At 71.5% G+C, this 23,876-nt stretch carries 27 protein-coding genes; 15 read left to right on the top strand and 12 right to left on the bottom strand.

Features of this window, described 5'->3' with window-relative positions:
- Nucleotides 1-170: 170 nt before the first annotated feature.
- The gene (locus OG299_RS36670; RefSeq protein ID WP_327363897.1) at nucleotides 171-1,340 is read left to right on the top strand and encodes a serine hydrolase domain-containing protein; all 1,170 of its coding nucleotides are present in this window, start codon (nucleotides 171-173) and stop codon (nucleotides 1,338-1,340) included.
- A gap of 52 nt (nucleotides 1,341-1,392) precedes the next feature.
- Here OG299_RS36670 and OG299_RS36665 read toward each other — a convergent pair whose 3' ends face one another.
- The gene (locus OG299_RS36665; RefSeq protein ID WP_327363896.1) at nucleotides 1,393-1,965 is read right to left on the bottom strand and encodes an RICIN domain-containing protein; all 573 of its coding nucleotides are present in this window, start codon (nucleotides 1,963-1,965) and stop codon (nucleotides 1,393-1,395) included.
- 453 nt (nucleotides 1,966-2,418) lie between these two features.
- On the opposite strand from OG299_RS36665, the gene OG299_RS36660 reads away from it, so the two are divergent.
- Nucleotides 2,419-2,850 carry an SSI family serine proteinase inhibitor gene (locus OG299_RS36660; RefSeq protein ID WP_266632758.1) on the top strand — a complete coding sequence of 144 codons (432 nt, stop codon included), beginning with the start codon at nucleotides 2,419-2,421 and terminating at the stop codon, nucleotides 2,848-2,850.
- 22 nt (nucleotides 2,851-2,872) lie between these two features.
- Here the strand turns inward: OG299_RS36660 and OG299_RS36655 are convergent, their stop codons facing one another.
- The gene (locus OG299_RS36655; protein WP_327364666.1) at nucleotides 2,873-3,388 is read right to left on the bottom strand and encodes a DUF3887 domain-containing protein; all 516 of its coding nucleotides are present in this window, start codon (nucleotides 3,386-3,388) and stop codon (nucleotides 2,873-2,875) included.
- Between the two features lie 81 nt (nucleotides 3,389-3,469).
- Nucleotides 3,470-4,084, bottom strand: a complete 615-nt coding sequence (locus OG299_RS36650; protein WP_327363895.1) for a hypothetical protein — start codon at nucleotides 4,082-4,084, stop codon at nucleotides 3,470-3,472.
- A 266-nt stretch (nucleotides 4,085-4,350) separates the two neighbouring features.
- Between OG299_RS36650 and OG299_RS36645 the strand changes: the two genes are divergently transcribed.
- The 7 genes from OG299_RS36645 to OG299_RS36615 all read left to right on the top strand — a co-directional run bounded on the left by OG299_RS36645 (nucleotide 4,351) and on the right by OG299_RS36615 (nucleotide 11,400).
- Entirely contained in the window at nucleotides 4,351-5,694 is a 1,344-nt protein-coding gene (locus OG299_RS36645) for an efflux RND transporter periplasmic adaptor subunit (RefSeq protein ID WP_327363894.1), read from the top strand.
- Nucleotides 5,691-6,560: an ABC transporter ATP-binding protein gene (locus OG299_RS36640; protein WP_266632752.1), complete on the top strand. Its 870-nt coding sequence runs from the start codon at nucleotides 5,691-5,693 to the stop codon at nucleotides 6,558-6,560. The genes OG299_RS36645 and OG299_RS36640 overlap by 4 nt, the downstream gene beginning before the upstream one ends.
- Nucleotides 6,557-7,774 carry an ABC transporter permease gene (locus OG299_RS36635; RefSeq protein WP_327363893.1) on the top strand — a complete coding sequence of 406 codons (1,218 nt, stop codon included), beginning with the start codon at nucleotides 6,557-6,559 and terminating at the stop codon, nucleotides 7,772-7,774. Before OG299_RS36640 ends, OG299_RS36635 begins: the two co-directional genes overlap by 4 nt.
- Before the next feature lie 32 nt (nucleotides 7,775-7,806).
- Nucleotides 7,807-8,583: a DUF5666 domain-containing protein gene (locus tag OG299_RS36630; protein ID WP_327363892.1), complete on the top strand. Its 777-nt coding sequence runs from the start codon at nucleotides 7,807-7,809 to the stop codon at nucleotides 8,581-8,583.
- 19 nt (nucleotides 8,584-8,602) lie between these two features.
- Nucleotides 8,603-9,328, top strand: coding sequence for a response regulator transcription factor (locus OG299_RS36625; protein WP_266632746.1), 726 nt, complete (start codon nucleotides 8,603-8,605; stop codon nucleotides 9,326-9,328).
- 97 nt (nucleotides 9,329-9,425) lie between these two features.
- Nucleotides 9,426-10,850, top strand: coding sequence for a sensor histidine kinase (locus OG299_RS36620; RefSeq protein WP_327363891.1), 1,425 nt, complete (start codon nucleotides 9,426-9,428; stop codon nucleotides 10,848-10,850).
- 211 nt (nucleotides 10,851-11,061) lie between these two features.
- Nucleotides 11,062-11,400 (top strand): hypothetical protein, encoded by a 339-nt coding sequence (locus OG299_RS36615; RefSeq protein ID WP_327363890.1) that lies wholly within the window; start codon nucleotides 11,062-11,064, stop codon nucleotides 11,398-11,400.
- Nucleotides 11,401-11,481: 81 nt separating this feature from the next.
- Here OG299_RS36615 and OG299_RS36610 read toward each other — a convergent pair whose 3' ends face one another.
- From OG299_RS36610 to OG299_RS36600, 3 genes are read right to left on the bottom strand one after another with little or no spacing between them, the layout of a single operon-like run.
- Complete coding sequence (locus OG299_RS36610) at nucleotides 11,482-11,772, bottom strand: SRPBCC family protein (protein ID WP_405704880.1); 291 nt, start codon at nucleotides 11,770-11,772, stop codon at nucleotides 11,482-11,484.
- Nucleotides 11,769-12,206 (bottom strand): ArsR/SmtB family transcription factor, encoded by a 438-nt coding sequence (locus OG299_RS36605; protein WP_327363889.1) that lies wholly within the window; start codon nucleotides 12,204-12,206, stop codon nucleotides 11,769-11,771. The genes OG299_RS36610 and OG299_RS36605 overlap by 4 nt, the downstream gene beginning before the upstream one ends.
- Before the next feature lie 3 nt (nucleotides 12,207-12,209).
- Complete coding sequence (locus tag OG299_RS36600; RefSeq protein ID WP_327363888.1) at nucleotides 12,210-12,476, bottom strand: VOC family protein; 267 nt, start codon at nucleotides 12,474-12,476, stop codon at nucleotides 12,210-12,212.
- Nucleotides 12,477-12,896: 420 nt separating this feature from the next.
- Here OG299_RS36600 and OG299_RS36595 point away from each other — a divergent pair, with 420 nt between their 5' ends.
- Complete coding sequence (locus OG299_RS36595) at nucleotides 12,897-13,937, top strand: tryptophan 2,3-dioxygenase family protein (protein ID WP_327363887.1); 1,041 nt, start codon at nucleotides 12,897-12,899, stop codon at nucleotides 13,935-13,937.
- Nucleotides 13,938-14,092: 155 nt separating this feature from the next.
- Nucleotides 14,093-15,238 (top strand): DUF7847 domain-containing protein, encoded by a 1,146-nt coding sequence (locus tag OG299_RS36590; protein WP_327363886.1) that lies wholly within the window; start codon nucleotides 14,093-14,095, stop codon nucleotides 15,236-15,238.
- A 145-nt stretch (nucleotides 15,239-15,383) separates the two neighbouring features.
- Here OG299_RS36590 and OG299_RS36585 read toward each other — a convergent pair whose 3' ends face one another.
- Nucleotides 15,384-15,653, bottom strand: coding sequence for a hypothetical protein (locus OG299_RS36585; RefSeq protein WP_327363885.1), 270 nt, complete (start codon nucleotides 15,651-15,653; stop codon nucleotides 15,384-15,386).
- 425 nt (nucleotides 15,654-16,078) lie between these two features.
- Here OG299_RS36585 and OG299_RS36580 point away from each other — a divergent pair, with 425 nt between their 5' ends.
- Nucleotides 16,079-16,498 carry a hypothetical protein gene (locus tag OG299_RS36580; RefSeq protein WP_266632701.1) on the top strand — a complete coding sequence of 140 codons (420 nt, stop codon included), beginning with the start codon at nucleotides 16,079-16,081 and terminating at the stop codon, nucleotides 16,496-16,498.
- A gap of 219 nt (nucleotides 16,499-16,717) precedes the next feature.
- The gene (locus OG299_RS36575; RefSeq protein ID WP_266632732.1) at nucleotides 16,718-17,167 is read left to right on the top strand and encodes a hypothetical protein; all 450 of its coding nucleotides are present in this window, start codon (nucleotides 16,718-16,720) and stop codon (nucleotides 17,165-17,167) included.
- Nucleotides 17,168-17,188: 21 nt separating this feature from the next.
- Here the strand turns inward: OG299_RS36575 and OG299_RS36570 are convergent, their stop codons facing one another.
- Nucleotides 17,189-18,004 (bottom strand): class I SAM-dependent methyltransferase, encoded by an 816-nt coding sequence (locus OG299_RS36570; RefSeq protein ID WP_327363884.1) that lies wholly within the window; start codon nucleotides 18,002-18,004, stop codon nucleotides 17,189-17,191.
- A gap of 140 nt (nucleotides 18,005-18,144) precedes the next feature.
- Nucleotides 18,145-18,753 (bottom strand): type 1 glutamine amidotransferase family protein, encoded by a 609-nt coding sequence (locus OG299_RS36565; protein ID WP_327363883.1) that lies wholly within the window; start codon nucleotides 18,751-18,753, stop codon nucleotides 18,145-18,147.
- Nucleotides 18,754-18,953: 200 nt separating this feature from the next.
- Between OG299_RS36565 and OG299_RS36560 the strand changes: the two genes are divergently transcribed.
- Complete coding sequence (locus OG299_RS36560) at nucleotides 18,954-20,780, top strand: ABC transporter ATP-binding protein (RefSeq protein ID WP_327363882.1); 1,827 nt, start codon at nucleotides 18,954-18,956, stop codon at nucleotides 20,778-20,780.
- A 39-nt stretch (nucleotides 20,781-20,819) separates the two neighbouring features.
- Here OG299_RS36560 and OG299_RS36555 read toward each other — a convergent pair whose 3' ends face one another.
- The gene (locus OG299_RS36555; RefSeq protein ID WP_327363881.1) at nucleotides 20,820-21,254 is read right to left on the bottom strand and encodes a VOC family protein; all 435 of its coding nucleotides are present in this window, start codon (nucleotides 21,252-21,254) and stop codon (nucleotides 20,820-20,822) included.
- 248 nt (nucleotides 21,255-21,502) lie between these two features.
- Between OG299_RS36555 and OG299_RS36550 the strand changes: the two genes are divergently transcribed.
- Nucleotides 21,503-21,925: a hypothetical protein gene (locus OG299_RS36550; RefSeq protein WP_327363880.1), complete on the top strand. Its 423-nt coding sequence runs from the start codon at nucleotides 21,503-21,505 to the stop codon at nucleotides 21,923-21,925.
- A 110-nt stretch (nucleotides 21,926-22,035) separates the two neighbouring features.
- Here OG299_RS36550 and OG299_RS36545 read toward each other — a convergent pair whose 3' ends face one another.
- Together OG299_RS36545 and OG299_RS36540 are read right to left on the bottom strand one after the other, a co-directional pair.
- Nucleotides 22,036-23,094: a D-alanine--D-alanine ligase family protein gene (locus OG299_RS36545; RefSeq protein ID WP_327363879.1), complete on the bottom strand. Its 1,059-nt coding sequence runs from the start codon at nucleotides 23,092-23,094 to the stop codon at nucleotides 22,036-22,038.
- Nucleotides 23,095-23,208: 114 nt separating this feature from the next.
- Nucleotides 23,209-23,826 carry a TetR/AcrR family transcriptional regulator gene (locus tag OG299_RS36540; RefSeq protein ID WP_327363878.1) on the bottom strand — a complete coding sequence of 206 codons (618 nt, stop codon included), beginning with the start codon at nucleotides 23,824-23,826 and terminating at the stop codon, nucleotides 23,209-23,211.
- Nucleotides 23,827-23,876 lie beyond the last annotated feature (50 nt).

The following is a 23,876-nucleotide window of genomic DNA, read 5'->3' as shown; positions in this document are numbered from 1 at the left end:
GTATGGCCGCGCAGCTTCCCGGAGACCTCCCCCGATCGAGGGAGCACTTCCTCCCGCTTTCCCGTGATGCGCATCCGAGACCGCACAAGCCACGATCGAGCCACGAGCAGTTGACCAGCAGCTGCGGGGCCGGCTTACCCACGGCTCCACGATTCGACAGGAGTTGACTCATGTCCGAGCAGGTGGCGCAGACGTTTCGTTCTTCCACGCGGCAGCAGGGCGGCCGGCGCCGAGCCCTGTCGGCCGCGGCCGCGGTGGCCGTCGGCGTCATGACGCTGGGCGCTCTGGCGCCGCCCGCGGCATTCGCCGCCGCCCGACCGGACACCGTCCGGCAGGGCCTCAACGCCCTGGTACGGGACGACGGCCTGCCCGCCGCGCTGGCGAGCGTCAAGGACCGCGATGGCCGCACCCGTACCTACACCGCGGGGGTGGGTGACCTGACCACCGGGTCGAAGGTGCCTGACGACGGACAGGTGAGGATCGGCAGCAACACCAAGGTGTTCACCGCGGTGGTCGTGCTGCAACTGGTCGGCGAGGGGAAGATCGGCCTGGACGCCACGGTCGACGGCTACCTGCCGGGCCTCGTACGCGGGGAGGGGTTCGACGGACGCCACATCACGGTCCGTCAGCTCCTGCAGCACACCAGCGGGCTCCCCGACTACGAGGCACTCGTCGACGAGGACATCCGTCAGCACCGGTACCTTGACCCCCGTGACCTCCTGGACATCGCTTTCCAGCGCAAGGCCGACTTCGCCCCCGGGACGAGCTGGGGGTACAGCAACACGAACTACCTGCTGGCCGGCCTGATCATCCAGAAGGTCACGGGCCGCCCCCTCGCCGAGGAGATGGACAAGCGCGTCATCCAACGCATCGGGCTGCGCCACACCTATTTCCCCGCCCCGGGTGACATGGCCATCCGAGAGCCCCATCCCCGGGGCTACCACAAGGATTCAGCAGACGCGCCCCTGCGCGACGTCACGGAGATAGACCCTTCCGTGGGCTGGGCGGCGGGCCAGTTGATCTCCACCAATTCCGACCTCAACCGGTTCTTCACCGCACTGCTGGCCGGCCATCTCCTCCCGGCGGCCCAGCTCGCCCAGATGCGCACCACCGTCCCCATCGGGGACACCGGCGCCGGCTACGGACTGGGGCTCATGAGCAGGCCGCTGTCCTGCGGCGGTGTCTACTGGGGTCACGGCGGCGACATCAACGGATTCGAGACCCGGGGCGGAGTCACCGACGACGGCCGCGCCGCCAGCGTCGCGGTGACCCTCATCCCGCCCGACTACACCACCACGGAGCACATCGAGAGTGTGGTGGACACGGCCCTGTGCCGCTGAACCACGACGCGGCCACCCGGCCGACCGGGGCCGTGCACCGGGACCGGCCGCTTCAGTCGATGGGCACTCCGGTCCGCAGGAACCAGCGGCGCGACGGGTGCCTGTCGCACGTGAACTGGACCAGCGGGAGGTTGTTCTCCCGGGAGACGCCGCCCGCGACGGTCGCGCACTTGCCCGTCTGCGCGTTCACGAGCTGGACGGAGCCCGAGCTGTCCCGGTTGGTGATGCTCCAGCGGCGTGAGGGGTGGGTGTCACAAGTGAACTGGACCAGTTGGACGTTGTTGTCGGTGGAGACCCCGCCCGCCACGGTCGCGCACTTGCCGGTCTGCAAGTTGATGATCTGGTTGGTGGTGCTGCTCGAGGCAGGGATGCGCCAGCGCCGCGACGGGTGTGTGTCACAGGTGAACTGGACCAGTTGGAGGTTGTTGGCCGGGGAGACGCCGCCCGCGACGGTCGCACACTTGCCGGTCTGCGCGTTCACGAGCTGGAACGTTCCCGAAATCCGTGCCGGGGAGGCCGCTGCGGTTGCCTGTGCGACCGCGGCATCGGGCAACAGGACGAGGCTCCCGGCGAGAAGAACGGTCGGCGCCGTGAGAAGCCGACGCGCACGGGTGTGTTTGCGCATGGGAGTGCCCCTCTCATGAGGGTGTGAGGGAGGTGAGAACACCGGGTGGGCGGCCCGAGGACGGTTCCGTCCTGCTGGGCTCCATGAACGGCTCTCCCACTATCGAAGCCCACCCCCGGTGCCGCAACCGGTGACCGCCTCAGGCCGACGGAGCGGAGCGGAACGGCAGTATCCGGTCAGGCTGGATGGCCGTTCGATGAACCGCGCGCGGCCGACGGCAGGTCAACGGCCTGCAATCGGCACGCCACGATCGGTGTCACCCTCTGTCCGCGCACGGTTGCGAAGGGCACACGCCCCACCTGAGCAGCCAGAACGACCGTTCGGTCGCCTGCATTCGAACAAGGTGTCCGTAAATCGGTCATCGATGTGCGTTCAGCCTTCACACCAGAGAGACTCGGCAGCGTCGAACCGACACACCGCAGCCAAATGCTGCATCCACCCTTTGAATTGAAAGTGAGTATTGCCGTGCGCTACCGCATCGCTGCTGTCTCCGCCGCCGCCCTTCTCTCCCTGACCGGCGCCACCGGCATCGCCGAGGCACAGCCCGCGAGCCTGTACGCCCCCTCCGCCGTGGTCCTCGCCGTCGCCAAGGGCGAGAACGCGGCCACCGTCGTACGGGCGTCCGCCCTCAGCTGCGCACCGACCGCCCAGGGCACGCACCCCGACCCCCAGGCCGCGTGTTCGGCCCTTGCCGCCACCGCCGGCAGCCTCGACACGCTCCTCGCGGCCCCCGACACGAACCGCGCGTGCCCGATGCACTACGACCCCGTCACCGTCAGCGCGGACGGCGTCTGGAAGGGCAGCCGCATCTCCTGGAAGCACACGTTCTCCAACGCGTGCATGATGTCCGCGACCTTCAACGGGAACGCCGTCTTCGCGTTCTGACCGGCGGATGCGAAGGGGAGGCTCAAGGCTGCCGGATGACCGGCGAGATCGGCACTCCCGGCTCGAGGAGCCACAGGCCGGCGACACTTCCGTCCTTGTGGAAGGACACGCGGAACTCCCCGGCCTCACGCTCCATCCGCAGCGGCACACTGACCACGGTGTACTCGCCCACGGCAACGTCCTTGGGATCCCCGTGCGACCGGTAGCGCCCGAACGTGGCCTGGTAGGTCTTCCAGGCACCCGCAAGGGCCTCCGGGGTCAGTACCTTGCGCAGCGTCGCATCGGAGTGGGCCGTGGCCGCGGCGAAGTTGCCGTCCACGATGGCATCGAGCGTCTGAGTGGCGGTCCGGTCATACGGAGTCTGAGCGGCCGGGGATGGAGCCGCGACCTGGCCCGCGACCGTCGTCGTGGCGGCGTGGGCCTGTATCGCGGCCGATGCGGAACCACTGGCCGGCAACAGCACGCCGGCGGAAAGCGCCAGGGTGGCTACCGCCTGGGCGGCTTGCCTCTTGCTGAGCGTTGTGACGTTGTGCGGCATCGGCACCACGGCCCTCTCCGCTCGGTGGTCCGGACACGTCCATCCTGCGCCCCTCGCTCTCCCGGCGCATGACAGGGCCCGTCAGGCGGACGGGCTCACGCCTGGCTCGGGGGTGTTCTGACCCCGTTGCGGCAGCAGGGCCTTGCAGGTCTCGAAGGCCTGAGCCGACTGCGGGTCGGAGGTGGGCAAGCCCCGCACGGGCGACCCGCCGGGGGAAGCCGACGGCAGCACCACACCGTGGTCCTTCAGGCAACTGCTGAACGCCTTCATGGCGCTGCCGTCGCCGCCGGGGCCACCGCCACGCCCGTTGAACTGCGGGCGCAGGTCTGCACACGCCTGCGTCGCCTCCCTCCGCTGCGGGTCGGCCGATGCCCCACGGCCCGAGCCTCCGGATGCTCCACCCCAGCCGTCGGCCCCGGCACCGGGCCCTCGGGTGCCGCCGGACGGGCGGCCGCTCCCGCTCGGGCGCGGCGCCATGGTGACGCCGTGCTGGGCCAGGCACTGGCGGTACGCGTCCATCGCCTTGGCGTCCGGTGACGCCGAGGCGGAGACGGTCGCCGCCGCGCGCGCCGCGCCGGAACCGGACGAACAGCCCACCAGCAGCAGCCCGCACGCCGCGAGGACCACGGCGGACAAGGCCGCCCGGGACGCGACGGCGCAGCGCGCGGTGGACGGCCGGGGCATGGTCCAGGACATGTCCGTTGTCTCCTCGGGGTGTCGGGCCGCCGGCGGCGTTGGCGCGTCGGCGACCGAGACTGAACCGCACGGAGATGGGGGCCGCCGGGGCATCGGCTGGGAGTTCCCTGACAGGGGGCGGGCCACAGCGCCCCGGGGACGTCGAGAGCGCGCACGGTACGCCTCGTATCAGACCCTATGTCCGCTTCGGACGGGAGTGGCGTTCCCAGGAAACTCCCAGGAAGCTCCCAGACCCTGCAAAGTACGGGCGGCCAGGATCCTGCTCCATGAAGGTGCTCCCACGGCGGCGCAGGGCCGTCCTGATCAACTCGGTGCTCGGAGTGGCGGTCCTCGCGGGCGCCGGCGGCGCGTACGCGGCGGTGACCGGCGACAGCGGCAGTCCGGCGCGCAGCGGCGCGCGGACCGTGGCGGTCGCCAAGGGCACCGTGCTCGCGACCGTGTCCGGCTCGGGCTCGCTGAGCTCGCCGAGCGATGCCGCGGTCAACTTCTCCACGGGCGGCCGGCTCACCGAGGTCGACGTCAAGCCGGGCGACAAGGTCACCAAGGGTCAGCTGCTCGGGAAGGTCGACGCGACCGCCGCGACGGAAACGCTCGCCCAGTCTCGGGCCGCGCTGACGGCGGCCCAGGCCAACGTCACCAAGGCCGAGGCGGGACAGCTGAGTTCGGCGCCGAGCAACGGCTCCTCGTCGTCGCGGGGCGGTTCCGCAGTCGCGTCCGCGCCGGCCGCCACGCCGACCGTCGACCCGGCGCAGGTGGCCCAGGCACGTGCCCAACTCACCCAGGCGCAGAACGCCGTGGACGCCGCGCAGCGCGCGGTCGACGGCACCGTGCTGAAGGCGCCGGCCGCCGGTACGGTCGCTTCCGTCACGGCGAAGGCGGGTGACACGGTCTCCGGCACGAGTGGCGGCGGCAGCGGCGGTTCGGTCGGCGGCAACGGCGGCTCGGGCGGCAACTCCGCCTCCTCCAGCGCTGGTTCCTCGTCTTCCCTCTCCGGTTTCGTGGTGCTCACCAACCCGTCCGGCATGCAGGTCACGGCGAACTTCTCGGAGGCCGACGCTCTCAAGCTGAAGCCCGGGCAGGCTGCGACGGTCACGCTCAACGCCATGTCGGGCAAGGTCCTCAACGCGCAGGTCCTGTCCGTCAGTTCCCTGCCCGTCAGCGGCGGCTCGTCCTCCGGCGGCGGCAGCGCGGGAGGCGGGAGCGCCGTGCAGTACGCGGCGACCCTCACGATCACGAGTCCCACCGACGACCTGCGCAGCGGCCTCAGTGCCGCCATCCAGGTCGTCGTCGGCGAGGCGTCCGGCGCCCTCTCGGTACCGACCGCCGCCGTGTCCGGGACCGGTGCGAACCGTACCGTCACCGTCGTGAAGGCGGACGGCACCGCCGTACGCACGCCGGTCACGGTCGGCCTCGAAGGCGACGGCACCGACCAGATCGTCAGCGGGCTGACCGAGGGCGAGCAGGTGCAGTTGGCCACGGTGTCCTCGACGGGCAACGGCGGTTTCCCCGGCGGCGCCTTCCCCGGCGGTGCCGGAGCCGGCGGCGCCCGCAATCGCGGCGGCGGCAGCACCGGCGTCCGTACCGGCGGGGGCGGGGGTGGCCGCGGATGACCCCGCCGCTGTGGCCGCGCCGGGCGCTGCCCCAGCCCGGGGAGCGGACCGGGGCGCCGGTGGCCGACGTACCGCGACGGCCCGCGCCACCCGTGATCGAGGTCCGCGCCCTGCTCAAGACGTACGGGCACGGCGACGCCGCCGTACGCGCGCTCGGTGGACCCCGCGATCCCGCCACGGGCCGCCAACCCGGTGTCGAACTCCTCGTGGAACAGGGCGATTTCGTCGCCGTCATGGGGAGCTCCGGTTCGGGCAAGTCGACACTGATGAACATCCTGGGCTGCCTGGACGTGCCCACGTCGGGCCGCTATCTGCTCGACGGGATCGACGTGGGCGGCCTGGACGAGCACCAGCTCTCGCTGGTCCGCAACCGCAAGATCGGCTTCGTCTTCCAGTCCTTCAACCTGGTGCCCCGCACCAGCGCCGTCGCGCAGGTGGAACTGCCGCTCGCGTACGCCGGAGTGAAGGCCGCCGAACGGCGCCGACGCGCGGAGGCCGCGCTCACCCTGGTGGGCTTGGCAGACCGCTTGGAGCACCGGCCGAACGAGCTCTCCGGCGGGCAGCAGCAGCGCGTGGCCGTGGCCCGTGCGCTCGTCACCGCGCCCGCGATGCTGCTCGCCGACGAGCCGACCGGAAATCTGGACAGCCGCAGCACCGAGGAGGTCCTGGCGCTCGTGGACCGGCTCAACGCGTCGGGACGTACCGTCGTCCTCATCACCCACGAGGACGAGGTGGCCCGCCACGCCAAGCGGGTCCTGCGCCTGGTGGACGGGCAGATCGTCGAGGACGTCCGGCAGGCGCCCGTCGCCGGTCCCCCGCCCGCGATGTCCGAGCCGACGCACGCTGTGGCCGGAGGTCTGCGGTGAACCCGTTCCAGACGCTGCGCTTCGCCTTCGGCGGACTCGCGGCGAACAAGGTGCGCTCCGCGCTGACGATGCTGGGCGTGCTCATCGGTGTCGCTGCGGTGATCCTGCTGCTCGCCGTCGGCAACGGCTCCTCGCAGGCGGTGAAGGACTCCATCGAGAAGCTCGGCACCAACGCCCTGACCGTCTCCTCCGGCAGCGGATTCGGCGGCTCGCGCTCCGGCTCCGCCAACGGCACGAAGCCGCTGACCGTCGAGGACGCGCGGGCGCTCGCCGACCCCTCGGCGGCCCCGCACATCGAGTCGGTGGCGCCCGAGGTCACCACCTCGCAGACCGCGCTCTACGAGGGCACCTCACACACGGTCGGCCAGGTCGTCGGCACGTACCCGGCGTACTTCAAGGCCTCCAACAGCAAGGTGGCCAAGGGCGACTACTTCAGCAGCGACGACGTACTGGCGTCCCGGAAGGTCGCCGTCATCGGCTCGACGACCGCCGCCGACCTGTTCGGCACGGCCGACCCGGTCGGCCGGAAGATGGTGCTCGGCGGCACGCCGTTCACCGTGGTCGGGGTGCTGTCCGCCAAGGGCGGCACGGGGTTCCAGGACCCGGACGACGTGGTGGTCGCGCCGTTGCCCACCGTGCAGAACGCCTTCACCGGCTTCGGCTCGGTCGGCCAGATCCTCGTCGAGGCGAAGTCCGCGGACGCGACGACCGGGGCGCAGGGCGAGATCACCAGCGTCCTGATGGCGCGGCACGGCATCAAGGACCCGACCGCCCTCGACTTCCGGGTGGCCAGCCAGGCGTCCCTGCTGACCACGCAGGCGTCGACGAACAAGACGTTCACCGTGCTCCTGGGCGCGGTCGCCGCGATCTCCCTGCTGGTCGGCGGGATCGGGATCACCAACATCATGCTGGTCACGGTGACCGAGCGGACCCGTGAGATCGGCATCCGCAAGGCGATCGGGGCGCCCCGCGGGGTCATCCTCGGCCAGTTCCTCGCCGAGTCGACCCTGCTGTCGCTGATCGGCGGCGGGCTCGGCGTCGCGGCCGGGCTGATCGGCTCGCACTTCACCATCGTCGGCATCAAGCCGGTCGTCATACCGGAGTCGGTCGTCGGCGCCTTCGCCATCGCCGTGGTGATCGGGCTGTTCTTCGGCGGCTATCCGGCCAACCGGGCCGCGAGCCTGCGGCCCATCGAAGCACTGCGGCACGAGTGAGCCGGCACACGCCGGGACAGGGAGAAGCAGACATGGCACGACGCCGCACCGAACTGGAGAAGGCGCAGCCCGAGGCGGGTGGCGACCCGTTCACCCCGTTCGCCGAGGTGTTCACCGCATCGGCCACGGTGGAAGACCCCGTCGCCCACGACCGCGCCGCGCAAAGCCCCGCCGCGGATCCCGAAGGGATCCTCTGCGAACCCCCGGACACCCGGGACATCTCGGCGGAGCTCGCCGCTCCGCCCCGGCCGCGGCTGCCCTGGCTGACCCTGCTGCTCTCGGGCGGGGTGGTCGCCGGGCTCGCGTTCACCGGCGGCGCCCTGGTCGAGAAGGGCCACCTGCAAGGTGCACCGGGGGCCGGATCAGGGGCCGGAGGCCGGAATTTCGCCGCCGGGGCGGAGGGCCAGGGGCGTACGGGCTCCGGCCAGGGGCAGGGAGCCGCCCGGCCCGGACGCACCGGCACCGGCACCGGCACCGGCACCGGCACCGGGCAGAACGGCCAGAACGGCCCGCGGCAGGGCTTCGGGGGCACGACGGGCAGCCCGGCCGCCGGGGCCGGCGTGACCACCGGTACGGTGAAGCTCGTCGACGGCACCACCCTCTACGTCACCGACGCCCAGGGCAATGTCGTCCGCGTCACCACCGACAACAACACCCAGGTCACCGAGGCCAAGACCGGCAAGGTATCCGACCTCCAGCCGGGTCAGACCGTGACCGTACGCGGCAGCCAGAACCCCTCCGGCGATCTCGCGGCGACGGCCGTCGCCCAGGGCGGCGCGGGCGGGTTCGGAGGCGGCGGCCGGGGCTGAGCGTGAGAGGGAGGACCCCATGAACACGGCCACGCCCGAGGCGAGCCTGCTCGTCGTCGACGACGAGCCGAACATCCGGGAGCTGCTGTCCGCCTCGCTGCGCTTCGTCGGCTTCCGAGTCACCTCGGCGGCGAACGGGGCGGACGCGCTGGAGGCGGTCGCCAAGGAGCGGCCCGACCTGGTGGTGCTCGACGTGATGCTGCCCGACATCAGCGGATTCGCCGTGGTGCGCCGCCTGCGCGAGGTGGCCGGCAACGGATCCGGGGCCGATCATCTGCCGGTGCTCTTCCTCACCGCGAAGGACGGTGTCGGCGACAAGATCAGCGGACTCACGGCCGGCGGCGACGACTACGTCACCAAGCCGTTCAGCCTGGAGGAGCTGATCGCCCGGATCCGCGCGATCCTGCGGCGCACGGGCGGCCCGACGGGCGAGGGCCGCCTGGTCGCGGGCGACCTCGAACTGGACCCGGTGGGCCACCAGGTGCTGCGCGGCGGCCGGCCGGTCTCGCTGTCGCCGACCGAGTTCAAGCTGCTCGCTTACCTGATGACCCACGCCGATCGGGTCGTCTCCAAGATGCAGATCCTCGAGCACGTGTGGGCGTACGACTTCGGCGGCGACCTCAGCATCGTCGAGTCGTACATCTCGTACGTGCGCCGCAAGGTGGACTCGGGGGCGGACGGCGCCACCAAGCTCATCCACACCGTGCGCGGCATCGGATACGTCCTGCGCCGCCCGCAGACCTGACGTGGCCAGGCGTCTTCCCGGGTGGCCGGGACGGACACGGCCGCCGACGAAGCGGCCGGCACACCGGTTCGCGGGCCTGTCCCTGCGCGCGCGGCTCGTGCTCCTGTCGATCGCCCTCGTCGCGCTCGGACTGACGGTCAGTGACACCGTCGTGCTCGGCTCGGTGCGCGCCCGGCTGGTGGGGCGGGTGGACCAGCAGCTGGAGCGGTTCGGGGACTCGGTCGCGTACCGCGTCCGGGCCGAGGGCACCCCGCAGCCGCACCTGGGCCGGACGGGCGGCGGGCGGCCCTGGCTGCCGAGCCAGTACGTGGTGGCGTTCGCCGGCGCCGACGGCACCGTCTCCGACCAGTTCCGGCAGCCCGTCGCGGCCGGGGATCCGGGACCGCTGTGGCCGGCGATGGGCGGGGCGCAGCTGCGGGCCCGGCTCGGGAGGCCGTTCGAGGTGCCGAGCGACCATGGTGACGGCACCTGGCGGGTGCGGATCGTGCCGGTGGGCAGCGCCGACCCGGAGCTGCCCGCGGGAGTGGTGGTCGCGGCCCCGCTCGACGACGTGTCCTCCACGCTCGACCACCTGGCCACCGCCTTCGAGCTCATCGGCGTCGTGGTGTCGCTGCTGCTCGCCGTGGCCGGCTGGTTCGCGGTACGGGCCGGTCTGCGACCGCTGCGGCGGATCGAGGAAACCGCGGCGGAGATCTCCGCCGGGCGCCCCCTCTCGCACCGTATGCCGGACGCCTCGCCCCGTACCGAAACCGGTCGGCTGACCAGCGCGCTCAACGGAATGCTGGCGCAGATCGAGTCGGCGTTCGCGGTGCGCGCCGCATCGGAGGAGCAGATGCGGCGCTTCGTCGCCGATGCCAGTCACGAACTGCGCACGCCGCTGGCCGGCATCCGGGGGTTCGCCGAGCTGTACCGGATGGGTGCCTTCGTCGAGGAGGCGGACGTGAAACGGACCATGGCCCGCATCGAGAGCGAGGCGGTGCGCCTCAGCGGTCTGGTGGAGGACCTGCTGACCCTGGTCCGCATGGACGAGCAGCGTCCGCTGGAGCTCGCCCCGATGGACCTGCGCACGCTCGCGGTCGACGCCCTGCACGACACCCGGGCGCTGGACCCGGCGCGGGAGGTGGTCCTGACCGGTCCGGGCGGCGTCGGCCTGCCCGGCCCGGCACCGGTGAACGGCGACGAGGCTCGGCTGCGCCAGGTGGTCGCGAACCTCGTCGGCAACGCCGTCACGCATACGCCCGCGGGTTCCCCGGTTCGTATCGGGGTGGGCAGCGCAGGCGGCCACGAGGTGATCGAGGTGGCCGACTCCGGGCCGGGTCTCACGCCCGAGCAGGCGGCCCGGGTGTTCGAACGGTTCTACCGGGTGGACGCCTCGCGCAGCCGGCAGGCGGGCGGTGGGGCGGGCCTCGGCCTGGCCATCGCGTCTGCGCTCGTCCAGGCCCATGGGGGCGGGCTGGAGCTGGAGACGTCACCGGGCGGCGGAACGGTGTTCCGCGTCCGTCTGGAGTCGGCCGGACACTGACCGCGCGGCCCGACGGATCAACGCGGCCCTTCCTCGGGGCGCCCGCCACGGGCTCCGCCCCTGCCCACACCCGCCGACGTGCGTCAAGCCCCGACTATCAGGGGCATGACCCGCCGTACGTGTCCGGGGCCCAATGGAGACACGGAGCCCGCCGCGGGCTCTCCCCGGGGCCCAGCCCCCGAGGCCTTCTCGCACCACAAGGAGCACCATCATGATCCGTACGACCCTGACCACGCGCCTCGCCCTCCTCGGCGCCTCCACCGCCCTCGCCGCAGGCGGCGCGCTGCTGCCCTCCAGCGCCTTCGCCGCACCGGCTGCGCCGCAGGTCGCAGCCGTGCAGACGGCACCCGCCCACGAGGGGCACCATAGCGGCAACACGTCGACGGTCACCGTAACGAAGATCGTCAACCGCACACTGCCCGACGGCAGGGTCAAGGTCACCTCGACCACGACGGTCACCAAGACGACCAAGCGCCACGGCAAGGTGGTCAGGCAGACCGTCACGACGACCGTGTCCACGAAGACGCTCCCGGCTCCGCAGGATGACTGAGACAGCCACACGGACACGTGGAACGGCCCGCAATCCCGTCCGGGGTTGCGGGCCTTTCGCGGTTGCGTGGAGCGACGGTGCTCAAGACTTCACGTCGATGCCCTGGCCGGGGTCGGCGTCCTGCCAGCCGATACGGATCATCCGGCCCGGCTCGAAGGCCAGCACCTCGGCGGCGATGGTTCCGGAGAAGCCGGTGGCCGGCATCGCGATGGCCTGCATGGTGTAGCGGTGGCCGACCTCCAAGCGGAAGTCACCCGGTATGAACCAGCGGGCGAGCAGCTCCGGTTCCGTCAGGGCCCGCCACACCTTCGCGGGCGGGTGCGGCAGGAACTGATCGACGTGGACCGCGGTCAGGTCCTCGCGTCCGGTCATGGTGTGTTCTCGTCTCCGTCGGCGTGGGGGGCGGTGCGGGTGCGACGGCCGTACCGGGCGGGGGGGCCGGGTGGGGACGGCTCGTCCGGTATCTCGTCCAGGAGACCGGCCAGGGCGGTGAGCTTCCCGCGCCAGAACCGCTCGTAGGGGTGCAGCCACTCCTGGACCTCCAGCAGCGGCTCCGCCTGGAGGCGGTAGATCCGCCGGCGGCCCGCCTTCGTCTCGGCGACCAGGCCGCTCTCGCGGAGCACCCGCAGCTGCTCGGAGAAGCTCGGGCGCGCCATGTGGAAGTGCGCGGCCAGCTCGGCGACGGGCTGCGGGCCCTGTTCGCGCAGCAGTCTGAGGACCTCGCGTCGTATCGGACTGGCGAGGGCCGCGAACACCCGGCCCTGCGCCCCTTGTGCCGTCTCGGCCGTGCCGCCCGCGCCCGCCACGGCTCAGAACCCTGCCGATACGGGTGCGGCCAGGACCCAGGTGTTGCCGTCCGGGTCGGCGAACGTGGCCTGGCGCCCCCATGGGTAGTCCGCCGGACCGCCGACCTCGATGCCGGCCTGGGCGAGTTCTGCGCAGTCGGCGTCCAGATCGGTGCTCTCCAGCAGGGTCGCGGCCAGATTCCCCGGGGTGAAGCCCATCTGGGCGGTCGCCAGGACGAAACTGGTCCGGGCGCCCTTCGGGGCGACCTGGAGCCACCGGACGGGGCCCACTGTGCCGTGTCAAGCCACGAATGTTCGAGCGAAGACGTGCGGCCCTTCGATCATGCCTAGTGGGACCCAGGGCCCCACCCGGGAAGCGTGAGGCTCACCACCGGACGGAGAACGGTTGCCCGCCACGCACGGCAGCCGTGATCCGAGGAAGAGATGAGTCCCATGACTTCTGACTGCCGCACGCGATGTATTCGGGCGATGTCCCCAGGCGGATGCCCCAAAGCAGATACCGAGAAGAGTCCCGAGCTTCCGGCTCGCGGGACATGCGCTTCACGCCTGGCCGCCTCCCGGGAGGTCAACCGCTGGGCGACCGGAGACGGCCTGACGGATGACCTCGACGGGATATCCCTGGCGCAGGCCGTCACGGAACAGGCGCGGCGCAGAGGAAAGCACTTCCTGCCGCGGAAGACGCTCGTCCAGATGGCCGAGGTGCGCACCCGGCATACCTCGGGCCGGCCGTATCTCGAGGCATTTCTCCACTGCATGCTCGACGAGAACGAAGGCCGCTTCTGGAACCGAAGCCATCTCGCGCTGCCGCTCCTCGAGCTCCTGTTGGACGAACGGCACTCCGCACTGAGTCCCGACCGGCTGGCCACGCTCCTCATGTCCGACGCCATACGGTTCGAGATCGAAGCAGCCGGCACGTCACCGCAGGAGCCGGTCCGGGGCCGGCCGGATCCGGCGACGCTGCGGAAGCGGGTGCGCCACGCCCTGCGGTTCGTGGGCGACCACCTCGGCGCGACGGATACCGATGACCTGCCGACCCGGCCGACCCGGCCGGCCCTCATGCCCGAATCGCGGATGGAGGACCTCCTCCCCCACCTGCCGCGGCCACCGGCGACGGACGCGGGCCACTGGTTCGACGTGTCCGTCCAGCCCGTTTACGTGCTGCATGACGAATATTTCTTCATCCGCGCCCTTCAGACCCACGAAATGCTCTTCACCGCGATCTCGGCGGACACGCAGGCAGCCGTCGGGTCACTGCGTGACGGGAGCCTCGAAGCCGCCGTCGAGCGACTGGATCGCGCGACCGCGATGTTCGAGCGCGCCTCAGCGCTCTTCCGCGTTGCCGCCACGATGCGGGCGGCGCAATTCTTCGCATTCCGGCAGTTCACCCAGGGCGCCGACGCCATCCGGTCCGAACAGTACAAGCGCTTCGAGACGGCGTGCGGCCCACTGACCGCCGCACGGCTGCGGTCGGCTGCCTTCACGCAGGTGCCGGACGTGCGCGGCGGGGCTGAAGAGGCCGACCATGACAGTCTCACTCGGGCCTGTCTCGACATCCGCCGCGAGGGCGGATTCAGCCGGGCGGAATGGACCGTTCTCGACGCGGCACTCGGCCGGCTGGAAAGCAGGCACCAGCGCTGGAAGTCCACCCATCGCAGGCTCGCCATGCGCATGCGGGGCGACGCCCAAGGGTCGCTCGGGGAGGTCCGCTCGAAGGCTTCGGCGGTCGACTGACGAAGGCCTTGCGTGCTCATCGGCCTCGCCCCGTGAGGCAGACCCGAAGTGGCGTGCACGGACGCGCACATGCGAGGGGGAAGCGGGCTGCCAGGCCCCTGACGAGGTGGGATACGTTATGGCTCCATTCGGGGGACGATCTACGGAGTTCGTACATGACGCAGAACACAGGGTGGGGCGGCCACGGAGGCGGCTGGGGTGGCACCCCACCGTGGGGCGGCTGGGCGCCGGCCCCGGCGCCGCAGCCGGGTGTGATCCCCCTGCGGCCGTTGGCCCTCGGGGAGATACTCGGCGGGTCGTTCTCGACCATCCGCCGCCACTGGAAGCAGCTGGCCGGCGTCATGCTGGCCGTGCAGGCCGTCATCCTGCCGGTCATGGCCCTCGAAGTGGGCGCCGCCGTCGCCGCGGTGTACCGGCACATCGAGCCCGTCTTCGATCCGCCCTTCGGGACGAAGCCCACGGCCGAGCACGTCGTGCCGTTGATCGTCGCCGGCGGCACGCTGTTCGTGCTGCTTCTGGTGACGGGCGGGCTGGGCATGGCGGTGCTCACCGCGCTCTGTCCGGCGGTCCTCAAGGAGGCGGTCATGGGCCGCCCCACCACCTGCCGTGCGATGTGGCGCACCTCCCTGCAGCGCACGCCCGCGGTGGCCGGCACGATGCTGCTCACCACGCTGATCGCCGGCTCTCCGATGTTGGCCGTCATGGCGGTGTGGCTGCCGCTGATGTTCTCCGCGGCCTCCGGGGACGTCACCCCGGCGATGGTCGTCCTCCTGCCGGTCGTCCTGCTGGTCGCCGCCCCCGTGACCGTGTGGCTCAGCACCCGGCTCGCCCTCGCCCCGGCCGCCCTGGTCATGGAGGGCATCGGCCCGGTCACCGCGCTGCGCCGCTCGGCCAAGCTGGTCCGGGGCGCGTGGTGGCGGATCTTCGGCATCATCATGCTCGGCGGGATGATTGCGGGTGCGATCTCGTACCTGATCCAGTTGCCGTTCAACCTCATCGGCATGTTGGCGGTGATTCCCGCAGCGGCGGATCAGCCCGAGGGGAGCGGGCCGACGTCCGACATGATCACCGTCCTGGTGGTGGCCTTCCTCCTCATGCTCCTCGGCGCCGCCGTCAGCCAGGTCTTCCAGATCGGATTCACCCAGCTCGTGAGCGGGGTGCTGTACGTCGACCAGCGGATCCGCCGCGAGGGCCTCGCCGATGCGATCCTCGCCGAGCTCGCCTCCACGACGCCGGCCACCGGCCCCGCGCCCGCGGCGCCGTCCGCGCCTGCGCAGCCCGAGGAGCCGACCGGCACCTGACGGGTTGCCGACAGCTCCCTCCCTCCGGGTCCGTCTGCCCGGACCCGGAGCCGCGCACGGCCATGAACCGGAAGGCCCGCAGCGGGGATCCGTCCGCCGCCGCGCTCCCCGGCGGCCCGGCCAGCCCCACCGGAACCTGCGCCGGCTAGGGAGCGGCGCTGCAGGCGGTCACCGCGGTCCCCTTGGTCACGCCCGCCTTGGTCAGACCGGTCACGCACTGGTCGTGGTAGCCGGTCGACCCGGCCGTACACGCCGCCCGGACGGCGGCCGGGACCTCGCCACCCTGCAGCTCGCGCTCGACCTGGTTGATACAGGCCGAGACGTCCGCGTGGGCGGCGGGGGCCGTGAAGGCCGCGCCACCGCATACGAGGGTCAGGCCGGTGAGGACACCTGCGAGACGGGTTGACGTGCGCATGGGACGCACCTGCTCTCCGGGATCGTCGCGCGGCCCGGTATGTGCCTGTGCCGGATCCGCGTGGGAACGGCGCCGAGCGCACACGGCCGACGGGCCGCGAAGGGCCCGGGCCCCGCACCGGACCGGCTCGGCAGGGCTTCCCCTCCTCGTCCGACGCTAGAACAGCCCGATGCCGTACGCACCCGCTGGGACCGGTCAGCGGGCCGCGCCGGGTGCCGCATGGCCGCGCGGTCGGGCTTTTATCAAGATCGGCACCCGGCGTCAAGCCACGTATTCGAGTGGCGTGACGCACACGCCCCCACACGGTTTATTGGAAGTACGCCCCCACCGGGAAACCCCGGAAAACAAAAGGCCAACCAAAACCCCCGGCCAAACCCACGGGCGACACACAAAAACCCTTATCCGTTGCCGAATGGAGCATTGCCATGTTCGAGCGTTTCCCGACCCGCCGCATCGTCCTCGCCGGAGCCTCCCTCGCCCTCCTCGGCGGCGGCATCGCCCTCCCCGCCACCGCCATGGCCGCACCCACCACCGCCCCGCAGACCATCACCCTCCCCCAGGACAGCGCAGACGGCATCGGCACCGGCGGCGACGCCAACGCCGAAAACACCACCGTCGGCGGAACCGCCACCGGCGGCAACGCCAGCACCGGAGTCGGCAGCTGCAAGGGCAAGTGCGTCATCACCACCGGCAACGCCACCGGCGGCAACGCCAGCGCCGACGCCGTCAACACCGGCGACGCCACCGCCGTAGGCGGCGACGGCACCGGAACCGGCGGCAAGGTCAACAAGCAGAACATCAAGGCCCAGGTCAAGAAGGACCTCAAGGCCAAGCTCGGCAAGTGACCACCCCACACCACACCACCCCCCACAGCCCCACAGCCCCACAGCCCCACACAGCAGACGCCGGAGAGGCCCACCGCCCCTCCGGCATCCGCACGCCGGTCCCCAGCCCTGGCCGGCACATGACACCTGTCATATCGCAGACGTGACCCGGAGCCCTGCCCCCGAGGCTCTCCCCCCGGACAAACTGGTGATCACCACACCGACCACGGGGGCAGCGAAGTGAACATCCTGAAGAAGAAGTCCGCACCGGCCGAAGCGATCGACACCACCGCGCTGACACCCGCCGACTATCGGCTTCCGATCTGGTTCTTCGGCTTCGAAGGCGCCCTCGCGGCGGCCTTCGACATACTCAGGGCCTTCCCCTCGGCATGGCCCGCCCTGCTGATCCTGCTGGCCGTGAACATCACCGTCTCGCTGACGGTGATGCGCAGGCGGATCAAACTCGCCAAGGCACTGTGGCACGGCAAGGAGACCCGCAAGCTCGCCTTCGCCCTCATCGCCCTCCGCATCGGCAGCCACTTCGCCTTGAACGCCGTGGGCATGACCGTCAACTCGGCCTTCGGCCACGTGCTCTTCGCCGTCGTCATGGCCGCAACGACGATCGGCCTGCTCGCCTACTCCCAGCAGACCGCCATCCGCGCCCTCACCACCGCCCGCCCGGCGATCTGAACCGGGAATCGCCCCGCGTGGTCAGGGCGCCGGGTACCCGAGGCCCGTTCCGATCCCGCGCCGTACGCGGATCAGGTCCGGCGGCAGCTCGCCCTCGAGGGCGAGGCCCGCGTCCGCGAGCTCCGCGCCGAGCGTCTGCCGGGTCAGCGGCCAGAGCAGGAACGACTCCAGCGCCCGGCGCAGGACCCGGCCCTGACGGCACACCAGGTAGGCGTAGTCGCAGCGGATCCGGTCACCCTCGGCGCGTGCGGTGACCTGCCCCCGGTAGGTGTCCAAGCCCAGCTGTACCTCGCCCAGGGAACGCCTGGTCGGACGGGCGGGCAGCCGGGCCGGCGGGCGGTCGAGGAAGAGCAGGCCGCCCGGCACCAGCAGATCGGCCAGTGTCCGCCACAGCGCGCGCCGCTCGTCGGGCGGCAGACAAGAGGCCATCCGCAGGCAGACCGCCAGATCGGCCTGCCCGCTGAGCGACAGCTCGACGGCGGAACAGGAGTGCACGGTCACCCGGTCTCCGACGGATCCCCCGGCGGGCGGGTGCAGCCGGGACAGCAGGACGGCCCGCATCGCCGCCGCCGGCTCGACGGCATGGACCGGCACGCACGAAGCGCCGATCAGTACGTCGGTGACCAGCCCGGTCCCCGCTCCGACCTCGACGATCCCCACGCGCGCCGCGGCGGCGGGCCCGGCCAGCGCCAGCGCGTGCCGGTGGTACGACCGGGCGTGCAGCAGATCGTAGAACTCGGCCGACACGGCGTACGCCTGCCCGTGCGCCCCGCTGTCCGGGCGGGCCTCCGGCAGTTCCGCGTACGACGCCCGTCGCGTGTCCACCCGTCTGTCCATCGGGCCATCATCGCCGTACGAGCGCCGTCCCACGACCCAGGATTCGGCCACCACGGCGAAGGCGGCGCCCGACGCGCTCCTGCTTCGCCCCGTGGGCGGGTGCGCGGAGTTGAGCGCCTCGCAGGCCGGGGTGTCCGGTGTCAGCGCAGGGCGGGTTCACCCGACCGGACGGCGCTCATCACGCGCTCGACGGTCTCCTGCTGCTCCCCGACCGGGGCCGCGTAGCCGATGGAGGCGCGCGCGGCGTCCTCGCCGAGCGTGCGGGTCATCACCCATGCGGCGAGGTACTGCGAAGCCAGGCAGCCGCCGGCCGATGCGATGTTGCCCTCGGCGTGGAACGGCGCGTCCAGCACGGTGACGCCGAACTCCTCGACGAACGGGCGGCTCGTCATGTCCGCGCAGACCGGCATGCCGCCCAGCAGCCCGAGCCGCGCGAGCACCAGCGCGCCGGAGCACTGCGATCCGATCAGCTGACGCGCGGGGTCCAGGGGCAGCATGGCGAGCAGCCGGTCATCGGCGATCACGTCACGCGTCTTCACCCCGCTCCCGATCAGCACGACGTCGGCCTCGGGGATGAACTCCATCGGGCGCTGCCCGCTCACCTCGACACCGTTCATCGAGGTGACCACGGGCGTCGGTGTGGTGATGAAGGCCTCCAGGCCGTCCTTGCGGCAGCGGTTGATCAGCGCGGAGGCGATGAAACTGTCGAGCTCGTTGAATCCGTCGAAGGTCACCACGGCTACCTGCATCGGAACTCCTCGGTTGCGGCGTCGGACGTCCAGTCTTGCACCGGCCGCGCGGGCGCCCCCGGGCCAATCGGCACCAGGTGGCCTGCTGCTCCCGGGCCCCGGCACATCGAGGGGTCACCCACACGGAAAACGCTTGGACGGCGCAGACGCGCTCGCGGGACACTGCGAATTCCGTTCTGACACGAGATCACAGGGTTGCGATGGAATCGTCTGCATCACCAGCGGCACCGCCACGCAAGGGCCCCGTGGTCCTCGCACTTCGCTACTACGGACGGGAGTTGAGGCGACTGCGCCGGCTGACGGCGCCCGCCATGCTGCTGCCGGCCCTCGGCAACATCGGCATCAACTACATCGCCCCGCTGGTCGTCGCGAAGCTCGTCGGCCGCATCGCCGATGACGCCCCCGCCCCCGCCCTCGACTCGATGCTCCCGTACGTCCTCGGCTTCGCGGGTGTCCTGCTGCTCTCCGAGGCGGCGTGGCGCCTCGGCCTGCACTGCCTGAACCGCCTCGACGCCCTCGGCATCGAGAGCCTCTACGTGATCGGCATGGACGAGCTGTTCGCGAAGGACGCCGCGTTCTTCCACGACAACTTCGCCGGATCCCTGACCAAGCGGGTCCTGAGCTTCGCCTCCCGCTTCGAGGACTTCGTCGACACGCTGACCTTCTCGGTCGTGGGCCGGTTCGTACCGCTGCTGTTCGGGTCGGTGGTGCTCTGGCACTACGAACCGCTGCTCGTCGTGGCGCTCCTGGTCATGATCGCGGTGACGGGGGTGTGCGTGCTGCCCCTCGTCCGGCGCCGCCAGGCGCTCGTCAACCGGCGGGAGGAGGCGATGGCCCGGGTGTCGGGGCACGTCTCCGACAGCCTGATGAACATGGACACGGTCCGCGCGTTCGCCGCGGAGGAGCGCGAGGCCGCCGAGCACCGGTCCCGGGTGGCGCGCTCGCGGGGGCTGATGCTGCGGTCGTGGGACTACGGCAATCTGCGCATCGACACCCTCGTCGCGCCCATGTCCGTGGTGACCAACGCGCTGGGCCTGCTGCTCGCCGTCACGATCGCCGGGGACGGGCACGGGGTGGAGGCGGTGGTGGTCGCGTTCACGTACTACTCCAACGCCACGCGGATCATGTTCGAGTTCAACCAGATCTACCGTCGCCTGGAGAGCTCGATGACGGAGGCCTCGCAGTTCACGGCGCTGCTCCTGACGCCGCCGACGGTACTCGACCCGCAGTCGCCGGAGCCTGCGCCGGCGCCGACCCGGGCCGCCGACGTGCGGTTCGAGAAGGTGACCTTCGCCCACGCGGGCGCGCGGCCGCTCTTCGAGGGACTGGACCTGGCCGTGCCCGGCGGGGCCAAGTTCGGGCTCGTGGGCCGGTCCGGCGGCGGCAAGACCACGCTCACCCGGCTGCTGCTGCGGATGACGGACATCGACGCGGGCCGGATCCTGATCGGGGGCCGGGACATCAGCAGGCTGCGCCAGCGCGACCTGCGCGGCCTGATGGCGTACGTGCCGCAGGATCCGGCGATGTTCCACCGCACCCTGCGGGAGAACATCGCCTTCGCCCGGCCTGACGCCACCGAGGCCGAGATCCGCCGTGCGGCCGAGGCGGCGCACGTCACGGAGTTCGCCGACGCGCTGCCGGAGGGCCTCGACACCATGGTCGGCGAGCGCGGCGTCAAGCTCTCCGGCGGACAGCGCCAGCGGGTCGCGCTCGCCCGGGCGATCCTGCGGGACGCTCCGATCCTGCTGCTCGACGAGGCGACCAGCGCCCTGGACTCCGAGAGCGAGATCCTCGTCCAGGAGGCGTTGTGGCGCCTCATGGAGGGGCGGACCGCCCTCGTGGTGGCGCACCGGCTGAGCACGGTGGCCCACATGGACCGGCTCGTCGTCCTCGACCACGGACGCATCGTCGAGCAGGGCACGCACCAGGAGCTGCTCGCCACCGGGGGCGCCTACGCGAGGCTGTGGCAGCACCAGTCGGGCGGCTTCCTCGACGACAGCCCCGCTCGCTCTTCCGACCTGCACTGATCGCGCACCCGAGGCGGTGGCCGGACCCGCGATCGGTCGCTACGGGGAACCGAAGTCGGGGATGGTCAGCGAGCCGTCCTCGGCCAGGGGGAAGCCCGGGTTGTGGGCGATCTCCCACAGGTACCCGTCGGGGTCGGCGAAGCACCCCGCGTAGCCGCCGTAGGCCGTTGTCCAGGCCGGCTTGGTCACGGTGGCTCCGGCCTGCTGTGCAGCCGTGAGGAGCGCGTCCACGTCCTTGGGGGAGCGCATGTTGTGGGCCAGGACGATGCCGCCGAAGCCCGTCCCGTGAGCGCCGTCGAGGCCACAGTCCCGTGCGAGCTTGTCGCGGCCCCACAGGACGAGCCCGAGGCCGCCCGCCTGGAAGAAGACGGTCTCTTCGACCTCCTGCCCCCGCCAGCCCAGGCTCTCGTAGAACGCCCGGGAGCGGCCGAGGTCGGCAACACCCAGGGTGATCAGACTGACACGCTGTTCCATGATCGGAAGCTAGCACGCGCCTCAGCGCGTTCCCGGGCCGCCGGGCCCGCGCCGGACAGGCTTCTACCAAGATCGAATCCCGGCGTCAAGCCACGTATTCGAGTGGCGTGACGCACACACCGCCACAGGGTTTATTTGAAGTACGCCCTCACCGGGGAAATCCCCGGAGGACAAAGGGCCGGAACATCATCTCCGGTCTTTCTGCGGGGCAGAATACAAACCCTTTTTACACCGAATGGAGAATTACCATGTTCGAGCTCTTCACGACCCGTCGTATCGTTCTGGCCGGAGCTTCCCTGGCGCTGGTCGGTGGTGGCATCGCCCTCCCCGCGACCGCCATGGCCGCGCCCACCGCCGCCCCGCAGCAGGCCATCACGCTCCCCCAGGACAGCGCCGACGGCATCGGCACCGGCGGCGACGCCAACGCCGAGAACACGACGGTCGGCGGCGAGGCCACCGGCGGCAGCGCCGACACGGGCGTCGGCAACTGCAAGGGCAAGTGCGAGATCAAGACCGGCGACGCCCGCGGCGGCAACGCCAGCGCCGACGCCGTCAACACAGGCGACGCCACCGCCGTCGGCGGCGACGGCACCGGCACGGGCGGCCAGGTGAACAAGCAGAACATCAAGCTGCAGGTGAAGGAGAACCTGAAGCAGAAGCTCGGCCATTGAGGGCAGCACATCGCCCTCGCACCGCGGACGCCGGAGAGGCCCACAGCCTCTCCGGCGTCCGCATGCCGCGGGCCATGGAACGAGGCCGAGAACGGGCGCGCTCGCTTGCGCTACCCGGCCAGCGCGGGAACGCCCACCGGCGCGCGCAACGCGACGACCCGACCGACGAGTTCCCGATAGGACCAACCCGCTCCGGCCGCTGCCGCGCCCAGACCGCTGAGGGGGCGCAATCCGGGGCAGGCGTTGACCTCGAGGCAGTGGGGTACGCCGCGGCCGTCGCAGCGGAAGTCGACCCTTGAGTAGTCCTTCGCGCCCAGCCCCAGCGCGCGATGAGCGCGCATGGCCTGCTCACGCAGGCCTTCGTCGAGATCGTACGGAAGGTCCACGGGACAGTGGCAGCGCGCGGTCTGCGGGTGGGACTTCGTCTCGTAGTCGAAGAGCCGTCCCGCGTACTCGATCTCGACCACCGGCAGCACACCGTCTTCGATCACGCTCACCGTGAACTCCCGCCCGGGCAGGAACGGCGTGGCGATCAGCTCCTCGCCCGCCGGCGCGACCGAGCAGGCCCGGGCCAGCCCGTCGGCATCGTCGGCCACGCGCAGCTCCAGGTGGGAGGTGCCGGTGTTGGACTTGACCACCACCGGCCCCTGGGCCAGCCACTGCGACACCTGCTGCGGCATCGGCCGATCCGACCCCGCCGTGAGGCGGACACTGTCGGTGACGGTGACGCCCGCCTCCCGCAGGAGCGCCAAGGTGCGCCGCTTGTCCCATGCCAGGCTGCACTGGGCGCTGGGCGCGCCGGCGAAGGGGACCCCTGCCATCTCGAGCAGCGCCTGGACGTGTCCGTCACCGCCCCATCCGCCGTGCAGAGCCGGAAAGACCAGATCGGCGTCGCGGAGCAACGGGAGCACCGGCCCCGTGGTGAGGGCAGCGAGCATGAGTTCCCGCCTCTTGCCCTCGTCCAGCTCCGGCCCTCGAAGTTCCACGGCCGTACGGGGCAGCTCGCTCTCGATCGCCGTGGGGCCGACCCGTACGGGTTCTGCTGCGGCAGGATCGACCACTTGGACCTCGTGCCCGAGCTCCACCAGCGCCACGGCCACCGCCAGGCCGGATTCCAGCGAGACGTCCCGCTCCGGGCTCTCCCCGCCGCACAGGACAACGATCTTCATGCACCCATGATGAATCGCCCCGCCCCCGGCTCTCCGTATTCCGTCGACAGCGGCGTGCCGCACCGTTCAGCCGAGGGCCGCCCCAGGCAACCAGCGGCTCTGAACGGTGGTCTTTCACCTGATCGCGACCGGCTCCGACGCGCCGTTGCCGGCGCGGGCACCGAGGACGGCGGTGGTGAACCTCGCCAGCTGATCCCGCATCTGCTCACGGTGCGCGTCCTTCTCACCCGCCAGGTACGCGACCAGGTCGGCTCGGGTCGCGGCGAGCAGCGCGTGGGCGGTGAAGCCGCTGTCGGCCAGACCCGGGACGCCCTGCAGCAGGTCCCGGAGCAAGGCGTGCCAGCGCTCGTAGTGCTCCGTCCCGTACGGGCTGCCCGTGCCTGTTCCCTCCAGGGCCAGCGCGAGGTGGCGGTTGTCGAGCTTGAAGCACAGGACGGCGTCGAGGAGTGCCGGTACGCGCTGCAGCGGCGGGGTCGCGGGCCCCAGCGGCGGCGGTCCCTGCTCCACGGCGCTCCACACCGGTTCGAGCCGCGCCTGGTACAGGGCGTGGATCAGCCCGGTGCGATCACCGAAGGCGCGGAAGAGCGTTGCCTTGCCGACGCCGGCCGCCGTCGCAATGTCGGCCATGGTCACTTCTTCGGGGCTCCCGCAGCCGGCGAAAAGGGCGTCGGCGGCGGCGAAGACGGCCGCCCGGTTACGGACCGCATCCTTGCGCGGCTTGCGTTCGGTCATGGGGTTCCGCCCTCCGGTTGCAATACGGACCGGCGGTCCGTATCTTTCTC

This window comes from Streptomyces sp. NBC_01296 (genome assembly GCF_035984415.1).
GTDB lineage: Bacteria > Actinomycetota > Actinomycetes > Streptomycetales > Streptomycetaceae > Streptomyces.
This window is presented reverse-complemented; position numbering and strand designations above follow the sequence as displayed.